Annotated in this window: 13 protein-coding genes; 10 read left to right on the top strand and 3 right to left on the bottom strand. The window is 65.2% G+C overall.

Features of this window, described 5'->3' with window-relative positions; all coding sequences use genetic code 11:
* Positions 1–11 precede the first annotated feature (11 nt).
* The gene (locus tag WIMU1_RS21195) at positions 12–1,289 is read left to right on the top strand and encodes a glycosyltransferase (RefSeq protein ID WP_062800145.1); all 1,278 of its coding nucleotides are present in this window, start codon (positions 12–14) and stop codon (positions 1,287–1,289) included.
* Positions 1,286–2,161 (top strand): glycosyltransferase family 2 protein, encoded by an 876-nt coding sequence (locus tag WIMU1_RS21190; protein WP_062800143.1) that lies wholly within the window; start codon positions 1,286–1,288, stop codon positions 2,159–2,161. Before WIMU1_RS21195 ends, WIMU1_RS21190 begins: the two co-directional genes overlap by 4 nt.
* A gap of 60 nt (positions 2,162–2,221) precedes the next feature.
* Here WIMU1_RS21190 and WIMU1_RS21185 read toward each other — a convergent pair whose 3' ends face one another.
* Both WIMU1_RS21185 and WIMU1_RS21180 read right to left on the bottom strand, forming a co-directional pair.
* On the bottom strand, positions 2,222–3,079 hold the full coding sequence (locus WIMU1_RS21185) for an ABC transporter permease (RefSeq protein ID WP_243404366.1): 858 nt from the start codon (positions 3,077–3,079) through the stop codon (positions 2,222–2,224).
* On the bottom strand, positions 3,079–4,077 hold the full coding sequence (locus WIMU1_RS21180; RefSeq protein WP_120802756.1) for an ATP-binding cassette domain-containing protein: 999 nt from the start codon (positions 4,075–4,077) through the stop codon (positions 3,079–3,081). The genes WIMU1_RS21185 and WIMU1_RS21180 overlap by 1 nt, the downstream gene beginning before the upstream one ends.
* Positions 4,078–4,641: 564 nt before the next feature.
* Here WIMU1_RS21180 and WIMU1_RS21175 point away from each other — a divergent pair.
* From WIMU1_RS21175 to WIMU1_RS21140, 8 genes are all read left to right on the top strand, one after another.
* Entirely contained in the window at positions 4,642–6,129 is a 1,488-nt protein-coding gene (locus WIMU1_RS21175; protein WP_062800141.1) for a condensation domain-containing protein, read from the top strand.
* Between the two features lie 46 nt (positions 6,130–6,175).
* Entirely contained in the window at positions 6,176–7,633 is a 1,458-nt protein-coding gene (locus WIMU1_RS21170; protein ID WP_062800139.1) for a condensation domain-containing protein, read from the top strand.
* Entirely contained in the window at positions 7,614–8,954 is a 1,341-nt protein-coding gene (locus WIMU1_RS21165) for a condensation domain-containing protein (RefSeq protein WP_084248471.1), read from the top strand. Before WIMU1_RS21170 ends, WIMU1_RS21165 begins: the two co-directional genes overlap by 20 nt.
* 112 nt (positions 8,955–9,066) lie before the next feature.
* The gene (locus WIMU1_RS21160) at positions 9,067–9,972 is read left to right on the top strand and encodes a sulfurtransferase (protein WP_062800137.1); all 906 of its coding nucleotides are present in this window, start codon (positions 9,067–9,069) and stop codon (positions 9,970–9,972) included.
* On the top strand, positions 9,969–10,397 hold the full coding sequence (locus WIMU1_RS21155; protein WP_023961605.1) for a SufE family protein: 429 nt from the start codon (positions 9,969–9,971) through the stop codon (positions 10,395–10,397). Before WIMU1_RS21160 ends, WIMU1_RS21155 begins: the two co-directional genes overlap by 4 nt.
* A 12-nt stretch (positions 10,398–10,409) precedes the next feature.
* Positions 10,410–11,885: a condensation domain-containing protein gene (locus WIMU1_RS21150; RefSeq protein ID WP_062800136.1), complete on the top strand. Its 1,476-nt coding sequence runs from the start codon at positions 10,410–10,412 to the stop codon at positions 11,883–11,885.
* Between the two features lie 198 nt (positions 11,886–12,083).
* Positions 12,084–13,871, top strand: a complete 1,788-nt coding sequence (locus WIMU1_RS21145; protein ID WP_062800134.1) for an acetyl/propionyl/methylcrotonyl-CoA carboxylase subunit alpha — start codon at positions 12,084–12,086, stop codon at positions 13,869–13,871.
* Positions 13,872–13,880: 9 nt separating this feature from the next.
* A complete protein-coding gene (locus WIMU1_RS21140; protein ID WP_031333148.1) occupies positions 13,881–14,222 on the top strand; it encodes a hypothetical protein in 342 nt (113 codons plus the stop codon).
* Between the two features lie 116 nt (positions 14,223–14,338).
* On the opposite strand, the gene WIMU1_RS21135 is transcribed toward WIMU1_RS21140, so the two are convergent.
* Positions 14,339–14,899 (bottom strand): nucleotidyltransferase family protein, encoded by a 561-nt coding sequence (locus WIMU1_RS21135; protein ID WP_062800307.1) that lies wholly within the window; start codon positions 14,897–14,899, stop codon positions 14,339–14,341.
* Positions 14,900–15,164: the final 265 nt, after the last annotated feature.

Raw genomic sequence — 15,164 nt, 5'->3', positions numbered from 1 at the left:
CGAGGAGGACCATGAAGATTGTTCTGTCCTGCAACGGCAGCCGAGGTGACGTGCAGCCGGCGATGGCACTGGGTTCTGCGCTGGCACACCGAAACCACGAGGTGACCCTGGCCGTTCCACCCAATCTGGAGTCATGGGCGGCCGATTCCGGCCTCGCCACCCAGCCATGCGGTATCGACACCGACGAACTCCTCGGATCAGATCTCGTGACCAGAGACCTCAAGTCATCGAATCCCGTGAAACGCCTTCGAGCCGTGTCCGAGATCACGCTGCGCGGCGGAAGTCGGTTACAGCATGATCTGCACGCCGTGGGACAGGGTGCCGATGTGATCATCGGCGGCAGCGCGGGTCAGGAGCGCATCCTCAATGTGGCCGAATCCCTCGGCATTCCGTATGTGCCACTGCACTACTGCCCCATGCGCAAGAACTCGGTGATCTCCCCGCTACCTTGGCTACCGCCCTCGATCACGGCGCACAGCTGGACGCTCATCGAGCGCATACTCTGGCACACGAGCGCATCCACCGAGAACGAGCTGCGCCGTGAGCTGGGGCTCGGCCGCGCGAAGACTCCGGCCGCATCGCGCATCGCCGGGCAGGGCGTGCCTGAACTGCAGGCCTACGATCCGCTCCTGTTCCCCGGCCTCGGCGACGAATGGGGGCGGAGTCGTCCTCTTGTGGGCTTCCTGGAGTACCTCCCTTCTCGGCCAAAACTGCAGAGCGACTTGACACATCGCTCCCTCGTCGACTGGCTCGATGCCGGCCCGGCGCCGCTGTACGTCGGCTTCGGCAGCATGAAGATCGGGGACCCCAGCATCATCGAGCACGCGATCGTCGCGACCGCGGAACGACTGGGGTTACGTGTCCTGCTCGTCACCGGCGGCAGCCATCTCTCCGTCGACTCCGCCGATGACCGATTCTTCGTGACGCCCACCATCGATCACAAGACGGTGCTTCCTCGGTGTACCGCAGCGGTCCATCACGGTGGAGCGGGTTCGACTGCCGCTTCTCTGCGTGCCGGATTGCCCACCGGCATCTGCTGGTTCGGGGCGGATCAGCCCATGTGGGGACGACAACTCACCCGGTTGGGGGTCGGGGTGTCCACGCCGATCTCCCGCATCGACTCCGACAAGCTGACGTCCTTGGTCAGCGCCCTCATCGAACCGGGCCGCCGCGCAGCTGTCCGAGTCACGGCCACCTCGATGATCAAGCCTGAGTGCGCAGTCGCTTCAGCCATCGCGATCATCGAGGAAACAGTCAGCCCGCAGCTACCGAACAGAGGAACCAGATGAACTCGAAGATCCTGTCCGTTGTCGTGCCGGCGTACAACGAAGAGGAATCGATCGGACCATGCCTCGACAGTCTGATCGGCCAGCTCGATTTCATCCGCGAGATCATCGTGGTGGACAACAATTCCACCGACCAGACCGTCGACATCGTGTTGTCGTATGCGAAGCAGATCCCCGAGATCTCCCTGATCTCGGAACCGCTGCAGGGTCTGGTGTACGCACGGAACACCGGACTGGACACAGCAACCGGGGACGCGATCGCGCGGATCGATTCGGACACGATCACACCGCCTCACTGGGCACGCACCGTCGTGGAGTTCCTGCAGCACGACACCGAACAGCGATGGGCCGCACTCTGCGGTCGGGGCGAGGCGTACGGACTGCCGTACGGAGACGCTGTCGAACGCCTCAAGAACCGCTTCGATCCACTCCGCGGTCGTCGCCGACGCCGGCATACGGTGAAAGACGTACCCGTTCTGTACGGCTCGAACATGGTGGTCCGGCGCGAGACCTGGCAGCTGGTACGCGATCTGGTGAGCATGCGCCGAGACGTCTTCGAAGATGTGGACACCGGGCTGTGTGTGCAAGCGGTCGGCGGCAGGAACGCCTTCCTACCCGACATCACCGTCGGGGTCTCACCACGACGGATGGAGTCGAGCATCCCGGCTTTTGTCCGATACATGAGCTACCTGCCACGTACCCTCTTGCTACACAAGCGTTATGGGTTCGCCGCGGCGGCCGTGTTGGTCTACCTGCCCTGTGTGACCCTCCTCCACGCAGGCCGACTGCTGGTCATCCGGACCTACGACAAAGAGTCGGACACCTTCGCCGCAAAGCATCTGTTACGACCCGTCACCGATCGAATCGCACCGTGATCGGCGACCGCGGCCCATTGTCGTCCGCGGTCCATTGCCGTCCTGAACGCCCACGGACACTCACGTTTTCACCATGTAGACGCGCAGGGTCAGCGGGGCGAAGACCATCAAGACGATGAATGCCCCGGCCAGCGACCATGCGATCTCCGGGCCGAAGTGCCCGTCGACCGCCAGTTCACGGACTGCAGAGACCAGGTGTGAGACCGGATTGACCGACGCGAACGCCTGCATCCACCCGGGCAGGGTATCCACCGGCACAAGAGCGTTGGACACAAACGTCAGCGGCATGAGCACCAGCATCGAGACCCCCTGGACGGTGGACGCCTTGTTCATCAACACCCCCATCAGCGCAAAGATCCAACTGAGCGCGAATGCGACGACGATCACCAGTACACATCCGGCAAGCAGTCCAGCGATGCTGCCCGGCCGGTATCCCATCGCGAGCCCCACGAGCACGGTCACGCCGGTGGCGATGACATATCGCACGACATCCGCGAGCAGTGACCCGGCCAGTGGTGAGATACGGGCGATGGGCAGGGATTTGAAGCGGTCGAAGACGCCCTTGTCGAGGTCCTCCCGTAACTGCACGCCGGTGGTGACCGACGCCGCCACCGCGACCTGCACCAGCACTCCTGGGATCAAGATCGGCAGGTAGGCGGGTACGTCTCCGGCGATGGCACCACCGAAGATGCTGGAGAAGAGCACCGTCAGCACGATCGGCAGCACAACGACGTCGAACAACTGCTGTGGGTTGTGTTTGAGTTTGAGCAGACCACGACGGGCCATCGTCAGTGCCTGGGACACCGACTCCGAGACCGACACGTGGTCGGCGATCACCCGGTCGGCCAGCAGTGCCGCGACCTTGGGGTCATATCCCTCGACGCAGATCGTGCCGCGAGTGGATGTCGCCAGCCCCATCAGGCCGCGTCCTTCCCCTGGTCCGGTATCGCTTTTCGGCCGCCGTCCCGGCCTTTTGCCTGTTGATTCCCGGTGATCGCGAAGAAGACCTCATCGAGGCTCGGCCGCTGTACGGTCATCTCACGCACACCGATCCCTGCCGCGCGCAGGGCGAAGAGCACCTCGGGCACAGGCTCCATGTCGGTGACGGGCACCGCCACGGCCGCACCGGCAATGCTCACCTCCGAGTGGGTGATGGCGCCTGCGATCCGAGCAGCGTCCGAAGCCGTTGCCGCATCGATCAGATGGAGCATCAAGGTGGAGGTGCCGACCGCGGCTTTGAGGTCGTCGGCTGTGCCATCGGCGACGAGGCGACCGTTGTCGATGACCGCGATACGGTCGGCCAACTGGTCGGCCTCCTCGAGATATTGGGTGGTGAGCAAGACGGTGGACCCTCCCGAGACGAGTTCCCTGATCGTCGACCACATCTGAGCCCGCGTGCGGGGGTCCAATCCGGTGGTCGGTTCGTCGAGGAAGATGAGCGGCGGCCTCGAGATGAGGCTTGCCGCCAGATCGAGTCTCCGTCGCATGCCACCGGAGAAGTGTTTGAGCGTGCGGTCGGCAGCATCCTGGAGACCGAACTCAGCCAGCATCTCGTCGGTCTTGTTCGTGGACTGGGTCTTCGACAAGCCCAGGAGTCGACAGAAGATGTTCAGGTTCTCCGCCGCGGTCAGATCCTCGTCCACCGACGCATATTGTCCGGTGACCCCGATCAGCGACCGGACCGCGTTGGCCTGTCGGACGACGTCGAATCCGAACACCTGCGCCCGCCCCTCATCTGGCCGTAGCAAGGTCGCAAGCATCCGAACGGTGGTGGTCTTCCCAGCTCCGTTCGGGCCCAGCACTGCGTAGACCGTCCCGGCCGGCACTGCCAGATCGATGCCGTCGACCGCATGGAAATCGCCGAAACTCTTCTTCAGACCGGTTGCCTCGATGGCCAGACCAGAACCGACTGCCATATCGATCTCCCTCATCTGACAGTTGTTGGTGCATCACGACTGTTGGAGCAGCACGCCGATCACGTTCAAGGACACCCTGTTTCGCCGATGTCCGGCGTCACCGGTGCGGACGAACAGATCGGCAGAGCACCTGTTCCCGAAATCTGTTCCGGCACAGCACTGGGCCTCCGTGCACCCCAGCTGAACCTGAAGGACGAGTAGGGCTGCGATGCGCACCCGCCTGTGACGAACATAGCCTTGTCGAACACCGGGTGGCAACCGCTGCCATGACGCGTGCCTGCGCCATCGTCAGATTCTGTGGTGTCGATAAAATACTGTCCAACAGTGTTTTTCACATGCACGACACACCGGCGACACGTGGTAGCAAAACGAATGGCAGGAACTTCGGGCCTGCGTGACGAACACCACGTCCTTTTGCTGAGGCAAAGACCCATATCCGGTCCTAGTGTTGAGGAGCGCAGCGAATACTCCCGCGCATCCGGCGCAGTGCGGCGTCGCCCACCTCCCCCTTCTTCCCGCGGGTTCCCCTGTCGTGCGTGATCATCCCGAATCGGATACTGCAACATGGAATTCACTGAACTGGCTGATTACCGCCTCCCGTCCGGGCGGGTGACCGAATGGACTCCGAGCACCGAGGGTGACGGCGAGTGCTGGGCGGTCGACAATCGGCCGCTGACCTATGTCCACGAACACCACGTGGTCCGGGGGTTGGCCTACGAGACGCGTGACGTTGACGAATCATCGTGGCTGGGAGGCGTTTTCGAAGTTCACGAACGCTACGACGAACCGGCACTCGCCCGCACCCTGCGAAGCTGGATGCTCCGGCACGAAGCCCTCCGAACCACGGTGGCCACCGGGGTCGACACGACGGGTGCCATCTCGATGACCAGGCTCACCAATGCCGGATGCGTTCTCGACATGCGACCACGTGTTGCGGAGCCCATCGACGCATCCGCAATCCACGACCACCTCACAGGCCTGTTCGATTCCCGGATCTCGGCACTGCGGTGGCCACACTGTCTCGTCGCTTCCATCACCGAGGTCGAAGGTGCTCTGCCGGGAGACGGATTCGTCCTGGTGTTCGCGGCGGACCATTCGGTGATGGACGCCTACTCGATGTTGTTGTCCATCAATGAAATACAGCGTTTGTACGCGTTCGAGGTGCGCGGGGCAGAGCATCAGTTGCCGCAGATCGGTAGCCACATCGACTTCAGTGTCACCGACCGGCTCGCCGGAGGATGCCTCACCGCCGATCATGTGGCGGTACGGGCTTGGGACCGTTTCCTGGGCGTCGGCACCGGCGCGTTCCCCGCCTTCCCTCTGCCCGTCGAGGCCGTAGGCGCACCACACGTCACCGACTGCGACATCGCGGACCGGCCACAGGCGGGCACGTCGTCATGGCTCCTGTCGAACGAGACTGCCGCGGTGGTGAACGCACACTGCAGACGACTCGGGTTCACACTGCAATCAGCCGTCCTTGCTGCTCTTGCGACCACTACGCGCGAACTCACCGGCACGAACACCCTGCGTTTCACCATGCCGGTGCACACCCGCCACGAGTCGCAGTACGCCGAGTCGGTCGGCTGGTACGTGGGCATCATCCCGGTCGAGATCGACATCACCTGCGCACAATCGTTCGCCGACTGCATGTCCGCAGCCGCGGCGGCAATTGCGGAGCGAAAGGACTTGTCTCGCTACCCGTACCCGCGGGTCGCCGAGTTGCTCGAGAACCGGGCGGTTCCGCGATTCGTCGTGTCCTACCTCGACGTGCGATTCGTTCCGGGGGCGCACGATTGGGTCCGGTGGCGCGCGCACACGCTCCGCAGCGCGGCCTATTCCGGGGACGAGGTCTACCTCTGGATCTCCAGGACGCCCGAGGGACTGAACATCTCGGCTCGGTACCCGGCCACCGATGTGGCTTCTACGAACGTGGCGGCCTTCATCTCGGGTCTCGGCAACCAGTTGGCGGAGCTGACCCAGGAACACCGATTCCACGCCTTGACACCTGCCCCGTTCTCGCTGACGTACTCGGAGGACAAGTTCCCCGCGTAGTCGAGTCCCCTCGAACACATCTCTCCCTCAGACAAGGAGCCAGGACGTGATCCTCACCGCGATGGATTGGTGGACGCCTGCCCCCGGCGTATTGCTGGAGTGGCACCCGAGTCCCACGTCGGCCGCGCGAGCCCTGGCCGCACCGACCGCGCCGGGCCCACTCACGTTCTTGCAGGAGAACCACCTTCGCGGTTGCCACGCGACCGCCGCCGCGGGTGGCGAACACAACGCATATCTGGGAGCAGCCACCGAAGTGGACGGTCCGATCGACCTTGCGGCGCTCAGTCGGGCCTTGCGCACTCTCACCCTTCGGCACGAGGGACTGAGGACCTGGTTCCGCACCGACACCATGCAGATCACGCGCATGCTGACGGAGCCCGACGCGGTCGAGTTCGAGGCGCACCGCGTGGGCGACTTCACGACCGAAACCGAGTTCCGGCGGTACATCCACGCCAGACTCGGCGCCGAGGCCATCTCCACGAGTTGGCCAGGTTTCGCGTTCGGGGCCATCAGCAGACCGGACGGTTTCACGATGTATTACGGCTGCGACCACGCCCTGTCCGACGGCGCCTCACAGGCACTGGTGCTCGACGAGATCGCCGAACTGTACGAAGCCGAGAAGAATGGGACCGCGCCACCCCCGCACGTCAGCGCAGCCACGGGCAGTCTTCTCGACTACGCGAGCCTGCAGAACGACGTCGCCTCTCGGTTCACCGACGAATCACCCGAGGTCGCAGAGTGGGTTGACATCTTCACCTCCCACGGCGCCGCGATGCCGCGGTTCCCGCTCGATCTAGGGCTCGAGCCCGGAGAAACCGCGCCGGTCCGACCGATCGAGTTCGACCTGCTCGACGCCGCAGGCGCCGATCGGTTCGAACGCGTGTGCAGGCAGTCCGGCGCAGGTGTGATGGGCGGCATATACGCAGCCGCAGCGATAACAGCACTCGAACTCACCGGCCGCACCGACTACTTCGCCATCGCCGTGCTGGGCACCAGGTCGACGGAGTTCGCGCTGTCCCAAGGATGGTTCTGCAACTTCGCACCGGTTGCGTTCGACGTGGCGTCCGCTGGTTCGTTCACCGAGGTCACCGCGGCCGCCCACGCCGGCCACGTGAGGGCGAAACGTCTCTCGTCCGTGCCTCTGCCCGTGGTCATCACCGCACTGTTGCGTTCAGGAATGGATCCCCGCGATGTCGCCGGGACGCCGAACCTTTTGTCTTACCTCGACTTTCGGCGATTTCCGGGCGATGGCCGGCCCGCGCACGATCGTGGTGTCATATTCACCGGCGAGGGTCGCACCGCTAACGCATCGATGTGGTTCAACCGCGACCGCAGACGGCTCTACCTGGGACTCCAGACCCCCGACACAGCAACGGCGCAGCTCGAGATCAAGCGATATCTGCAGCGCCTCTGGGAGGTGATCGACACCGTCGCACGCGAAGGTGACTACGCTGTTGCGAGTACCCCCGTCGAGGAGCTTGCGCTTGCACGTCACCACGATTGACCGCTACTCGCCCGACCCCGGTGTCCTCCTGCGGTGGTCGGTGGACAGCTCCGCGGATCGCGTGGTCGCCTCCGCGGTGCCACCCTCGTTCAATCAGACCTTTCATCTCGCCGGCGCCGAAGACGGAACCATCTGGCTGGCAGCAGCTTTCGATGTGGACGGCCGAATCGACACCAAAGCACTCGAACGGGCGTACCGCCTACTGATCGCACGGCACGGCACCTTGCACAGCGGGTTCGTACGAACCGACGGCGGAATAGCTCGCGAACTGCACGACGCGTCGCACATCACCCTCGTTGCGCGCACCGGGATCGAGACGACGTCGGCCGATCTCCGCGATCTGCTGTGGAACTCACTGAACGATGCCTGTCACCCGTTCGGCTTTCCGGCCTACCTGTTGGCAGCCATCGACCGCGCCGACCGCTCCACGGTGTTCTGCGGATTCGACCACTCACACGTGGACGCCTACTCCATGTCGATCATCGTGGGCGATCTGCACCAGCTCTACCACGCAGCCAAGGCCGAACCGGGTGGTTTCATCGCCGACGAGATGCCGATGGCAGGCAACTTCGTCGACTACTGCGCCGCGGAATCCGACGCTGCTCCCATCGGGCGGTCCGACCCCCGTATGCGGGCGTGGCTGACGTTCTTCGACGAGCACGAGAACACCGCCCCGTCGTTTCCACTCGACCTCGGACTGCTCCCGGGTGAGAAGGCGCCGCAGGCGGTCGACCTACGTCATCTGCTCGGACCCGAGGCCACCGACCGCTTCGGCAGCCGGTGTCGGAGCGCCGGGGCGAGCACTTTCGCCGGCGTGCTCTCGGCGATGGCACAGACAGTCCGCGGCCTCGGCGGCGGACCACAGACGTCCATGCTCTTCCCCGTACACACCCGACGCTCAGAGCCGTGGCAGAACGCGGTCGGGTGGTTCACCACCAATGCACCACTCGAGGTGGTCGCGTCCGAGAACTTCGATGAGACCGTCGCCCGCACGGGCCCCGCGTTACGCGCGGCGGTGAAGCTGGGCGAGGTGCCGGTGCCCCAGGTGCTCGAGGCGACCGGCGGTATCCACCGCCGTCGCGACGACATCTTCATGGTCTCGTACGTCGACTACCGCAGACTGCCCGGCTCGGGCACACACGAGGAGATCGGGGCGACCCACATCTCGAACGTCACCACCGCAGACGACGCCCAGTTCTGGATCTCCCGCACAGATCGGGGGCTGGCCCTGCGCACCCGCTACCCGGACACCGAAACGGCTGTATCCGTCATGGGCACCTTCCTCGACGAACTGGGTCGCAGGCTCGCCACCGAGTGGTGACGCGTCCGGCATCAGGTCCTCCGGCCCCGTCCACTGCGTCGGTGTTGCGGTCGGCACTACGCTCAGGGGGTACACCCGCACGCATCGTCCAGCCCGATTTGGAGCACCGCACGTGACCGTTGAGATCGACAACAATCCCGGCTTCGCCGACTATGTTCATCCAGAGCGTCTGGTGAGCACCGAATGGCTCAGCGCCCACCTGGGAACCAACGGCCTCAAGATCATCGAATCGGACGAGGACGTGCTGCTGTTCGACATCGGCCACATCCCCACCGCACAGAAGGTCGACTGGCACCTCCACCTGAACGACCCGGTGACCCGCGACTACATCTCCGGCGAGCAGTTCGCAGAACTCATGCGCAGCAAGGGCATTCGCCGCGACGACACCGTGGTGATCTACGGCGACAAGAGCAACTGGTGGGCCGCATACGCACTCTGGGTCTTCACCCTGTTCGGTCACGAAGACGTACGACTGCTCGACGGCGGCCGCGACGCCTGGTTCTCGGAGGACCGCGACATCACCCTCGACGTCCCGGTCTACCCGGAGTCCGACTACCCGGTCGTCGAACGAGACGACTCGCTGATCCGTGCATTCGCCGACGAGGTGCGCGGAGCACTCGGCACCGAACCACTGATCGATGTCCGGTCGCCGCAGGAGTACTCCGGTGAGCGCACGCACATGCCCGAGTACCCCCAGGAGGGTGCGCTGCGTGGCGGACACATCCCCACCGCGGTCTCCATCCCGTGGGCCAAGGCGGCCGCCCCGGACGGCCGGTTCAAGCCGAAGGCCGAACTCGACGAGTTGTACGCCGACTTCAAATCTGATGAACCCACCATCGTCTACTGCCGGATCGGCGAGCGGTCGTCGCACACCTGGTTTGTGCTCACCCACCTGCTCGGGTTCCAGAAGGTACGCAACTACGACGGCTCCTGGACCGAATGGGGCAACGCCGTGCGCGCCCCCATCGTGACCGGAACCGAACCCGGAACCGCCCCCTCGACAAGTGGCAAGAGGTGACGGCCGCCCTCGATGAGATCGCCGAGGACTTCTCGGCGCTCACCGACTCCGAGAAGATCCAGCTGCTGCTCGAGTTCTCCGACGAACTCCCCGAGCTGCCGGACGATCTCGCCGAAGCGGCGATGGAACCCGTACCCGAATGCCAGTCGCCGCTGTTCCTCTCGGTGGACGCGAGCAACCGCGATTCGGTGCAGCTGTACTTCAGCGCGCCGCCCCAGGCACCGACGACACGTGGCTTCGCGTCCATCCTGTACCAGGGCCTCAACGGTGCCGGTGCTGACGAGATCCTTGCCGTGCCAGGCGACTTCTACACACGGCTGGGACTGGAATCGGCGATCAGCCCGTTGCGACTGCGTGGGATGTCGGCCATGTTGTCGCGGATCAAGGCACATCTGGGCCCGTCGAGCCCGGTGCCGGGACGATGAGATCGCGTTGTCATGAAGTTCATCCAGATGATGGATCAGCCCGTCGAACCTGGCGGGCTGGTCGAGTGGTCGCCCTTCACCGAGGGCGGATTTGCGCAGTGGACGGCTGATTCGCGGCCCACGTCGCACAACCACGAGCAGCATCTGCGCGCGGCGTTCGAATACCGGCTGCGCACCAAACGTGAGGGCGGCCGCGAATCGTGGCTTGGGCTCGCGATCGATTTCGACGAGCCGATGTCGGTACCGGCCATCCGTGCGGCACTGTCGACCTGGATCGACAGGCACGAGGTGCTGCGCAGCCATGTTGTCATCTGGGCGGACCGCCTGGCCCGGCTGACCACCCCGCCCGGATCGGTGAAGCTGAAGATGGGGCGAGTGGGCTGGTACAGCGAACCCGGCCCCCTGCTGGATCAGCTGGCAGGTTCCTTCGACCGGGCGACCGCGCCGCTGCAATGGCCCGCTTACATCTTTGCCACCGTTGCGCGCGAGGACTCGTTCACGCTGCTCTTCGCGGCCGATCACTCTCTGGTGGATGGCTACTCCCTGATCATGGGCCAGTACGAACTCGTGGCGCTCTACACCGCGCACCGGCGCAAGGTGGAGCCCGACCTGCCGCCGGTGGGGTCGTACGTGGACTTCAGTGCCCATCAGCGGCGAGAGGCAGACTCGGCAGGCGCCGAGCACGAGGCCGTTGCGGTGTGGGCCGACTTCCTGCGCGACTCGGGCGGGGAACTGCCCCGGTTCGACATCGCCGACGAGGACGGGACGGCGGTCGAGGCCCCGACCCCGTCACCGCAGCCGGGTACCGATCTGATCCCCCAGGGTTCGATCACGGCGGATCTACTCGACGACGAGCAGACCAACCGATTCACGGCGGTGTGCTCAGCGGCGGGCGGCTCGTTGCTGTCCGGGGTGATGGCGGCCCTGGCGATCGTCTACGCCGATCTCGGCGGAGGCCCGGTGTTCCGGTGTGTCATCCCCCGGCACACGCGCACCGACCAACAGTGGTTCGGGGCACTCGGCTGGTTCGTCGCCACGGTCCCCTTTCGTCTCGACACCTCAGGCGCGACCGATTTCGGACAGATCATCGCCCGGGCGGCGGACGAGATGCGTCGCGTCCGCAAAGCCGGGAACCTGCCCTACCTGCGGGTCGGTGAGATCCTCGGACACACGGGAGACACAGACATCCCCGACCCGAGATTCGTCGTCTCGTTCATCGATCTGCGTTTCGCCCCCGGACACGCAGAGGCAGACGCCGGCCGGGCGAGGGTGCTCCGTAGCCACAACTACTCGAACGAAGAGGTGTACATCTGGGTGCACCGCACTGCTTCGGGCATCCGCATCTCGTCGCGATTCCCGGCACAAGGCCGCACCCATCGGCAGGTCGGACGTTATCTCGGCGCCTTCGGAGACTTTCTCAAAGAGGTCGGCAATCTCAGCACCTACGGGCCGCAACCGGGCGCCCCCGAGCACGAATCGGCGCCTTGAAAAACGTTACCGGTGAGTAGGTATCGGTGACCGAACGAGCGATCTGTGGGCCAGCAGTCGTGCCTGTTCGGCGGGGTGCTTAGACTCCATCTAGTGCCGTCCCCCACATCCCGCGGGAAGGCATGCCCACGTAACAACACATCGAAATCCGAGACAGTGTCACCGACGCGCATCGACCAGCGCCCAACAGGAGATCAAGTGCCAAGTCACGCCAGCACAGCACTCACGAAAGTCCTCATCGCCAACCGGGGCGAGATCGCGGTACGGGTCATCCGGGCCGCCAAGGACGCCGGATTGACCAGCGTCGCGGTGTACGCCGAACCGGACGCCGATGCTCTGTTCGTGAAGCTCGCCGACGAGGCTTTCGCACTGGGCGGTCAGACCTCGGCCGAGTCGTACCTGGTTTTCGACAAGATCCTCGACGCCGCGGCCAAGTCTGGAGCCGACGCCATCCACCCCGGCTACGGCTTCCTCTCGGAGAACGCCGACTTCGCCCAGGCTGTCATCGACGCCGGGCTCACCTGGATCGGGCCGTCGCCCCAGTCGATCCGCGACCTCGGTGACAAGGTCACCGCACGTCACATCGCACTGAAGGCCAACGCACCGATGGCCCCGGGTACCAAGGACCCTGTCAAGGACGCGGGTGAGGTCGTGGCCTTCGCCGAGGAGCACGGTGTCCCCGTCGCCATCAAGGCGGCATTCGGCGGCGGCGGCCGCGGCATGAAGGTCGCCTACACGATCGAAGAGATCCCCGAACTGTTCGACTCGGCCACCCGTGAGGCAGTTTCGGCATTCGGTCGCGGAGAGTGCTTCGTCGAGCGCTACCTCGACAAGGCACGCCACGTGGAGGCCCAGGTCATCGCCGACCAGCACGGCAACGTGATCGTGGCAGGCACCCGCGACTGCTCGCTGCAACGCCGCTTCCAGAAGCTCGTCGAAGAGGCGCCCGCACCGTTCCTCACCACCGAGCAGCGCGAGAAGATCCACTCCTCCGCCAAGGCCATCTGCAAGGAAGCCGGCTACTACGGCGCCGGCACGGTCGAGTTCCTCGTCGGGGCCGATGGCCTGGTGTCGTTCCTCGAGGTCAACACCCGTCTGCAGGTCGAACACCCCGTCACCGAGGAAACCGCCGGCATCGACCTCGTCCGCCAGCAATTCCGCATCGCAGCAGGCGAAAAGCTCGAGTTCACCGAGGATCCGACCCCTCGCGGTCACTCGTTCGAGTTCCGCATCAACGGTGAAGATGCCGGCCGCGGCTTCCTCCCGGCTCCCGGACCGATCTCGGTCTACAAGGAGCCGACCGGCCCCGGCGTCCGCGTCGACTCCGGTGTTGTCGAAGGCGACGTGATCGGCGGCGGGTTCGACTCCATGCTCGCCAAGCTGATCGTCACCGGTGAGAACCGTGAGCAGGCGCTCGAGCGGTCACGACGCGCACTGGCCGAGTTCCAGGTCGAAGGTCTGGCGACAGTCATCCCGTTCCACCGCCACATCGTGTCCAACCCGGCCTTCATCGGTGACGGCGAGGGCTTCGACATCTACACCAAGTGGATCGAGACCGATTGGGACAACCCGATCGAGCCCTACACCGGTGGACAGCCCATCGAGGACGACGACAACGAGCCCCGCAAGACCGTGGTGGTCGAGGTCGGCGGACGGCGCCTCGAGGTGTCGCTGCCGGGCGATCTGGCCCTGGGTGGTGGCGGATCCAACGGAGTCGCCACGAAGAAGCCCAAGGCACGCACACGTGCCAAGGGCGGCAACGCAGCTGTGTCCGGTGACGCCGTCACCGCGCCCATGCAGGGAACCGTCGTCAAGGTCTCGGTCACCGAGGGCCAGGAAGTCGCCGCGGGCGATCTGGTTGTCGTTCTCGAGGCCATGAAGATGGAGAACCCGGTCACCGCCCACAAGGACGGTGTCGTGACAGGCCTGGCCGTCGAGGCCGGCGCCGCGGTCACCCAGGGCACGGTCCTGTTCGAGCTGAAGTAGGCGTACGCCATCGAGGCTGTCGAGATCAACGCCGGAGCGTGGTACCTGCGGGCGTTGCGTGACGATGATCGGGTGTCGGATCGGCCGGCGCTGGCTCTGGCCGGTGTCACCGACCCCGATCACGTGCGCGCCTGCGAGCGCGGCTGGGACGAGGAAACCCGTTTCACCTGGGCCGTGTGTGAGCCGACCACCGGCGAGATGCTCGCCGAGGTCGCCATCGAGCCCCAGGGCACCGGTAACGCAGCCCGATTGACGGGCTTCGCCCGGGACGGCTACGACGAACCGCTGGCGGCAGCACGAATCGTGGTGCAGCGCTTCGGTGAAGGCGCGCTGGGCTACACCTTCGACTGACCCGTTCCACAGAACCCGCAGAAACCGCAGAAATTCGCGCCACCTCCTCACATTCGCGCCGGTTGCAACCGGCGCGGACGCGGGCAGGTGGCGCGAATTCGCGCGCAGTCCCGGCTTCAGACGTCTGGACGGTCGTGGTCCAGCCCGGTGCCGAGGTCGGTGCAGTCGACCTCGATGACGTCGGTACGGGCAGCGAGATAAGGTCCCGCCCCGCGGTCCCCCGACAACGACTCCAGGACCCCATCGAGATGGTCTGCCCCGAGGTAGACCGGATGTCCGGCAGACCCAGCGAATCCGGCTCTGCCCAGTCGGCCGGGTCGGGGGCCGCACGCGCCCAGAAGTCGCCGCACCTGCTCGCCCGTCACGTCCGGGATGTCAACAACATGTAAAACCACTCCGACGAGATCGGGGACGTCGGCGGCTTCCAGAAGCGCCGTGCGCACCGACTCGCTCAAGCCCCTGCGCCAGTCCGGCACCTGTACGGCCCGCGCTCCCCCGGGCATCTCCGGGGCAGCGGCACCGATGGTGACGAGCACCTGTGCGCATCCGCCGCCGCCGAGCGCATCCACCCCGGCGCGCAGCCAATCACCCTGATGCGCAAGTATTTTCGGCATCCCGTATCGGGTACCCGCGCCGGCGGCCAACAGAATCCCGACCACCGTTCCATGCTCTGGCATGCCGCCGGGGCCCGCGCTCGCACTCGATGGTGCTGCCCTGTCACCGGCGTCTCCGGTGGCCGTCTCGCCCGCGGTGCGCTCCAACGGTGGACCTCCTCTGGGCCCGACGGCCATGGATATATCGGTTCTGCTCGCCGAGCGGACGAGCAGACTTCGCGAGATCCTCATGGGAAGCGATGGCACCCACCCACCCGGATGGCGGTGCCCACGAGACCCACATGACCATCTCACCAGAGGTACCACCGAATGAGCACCGACTTCGAGG

This window comes from Williamsia muralis NBRC 105860, from assembly GCF_001598915.1.
Taxonomy (GTDB): Bacteria; Actinomycetota; Actinomycetes; order Mycobacteriales; family Mycobacteriaceae; genus Williamsia; species Williamsia muralis.
The sequence above is the reverse complement of the archived record's forward strand: the minus strand, read 5'-3'. Positions and strand labels throughout refer to the sequence as shown.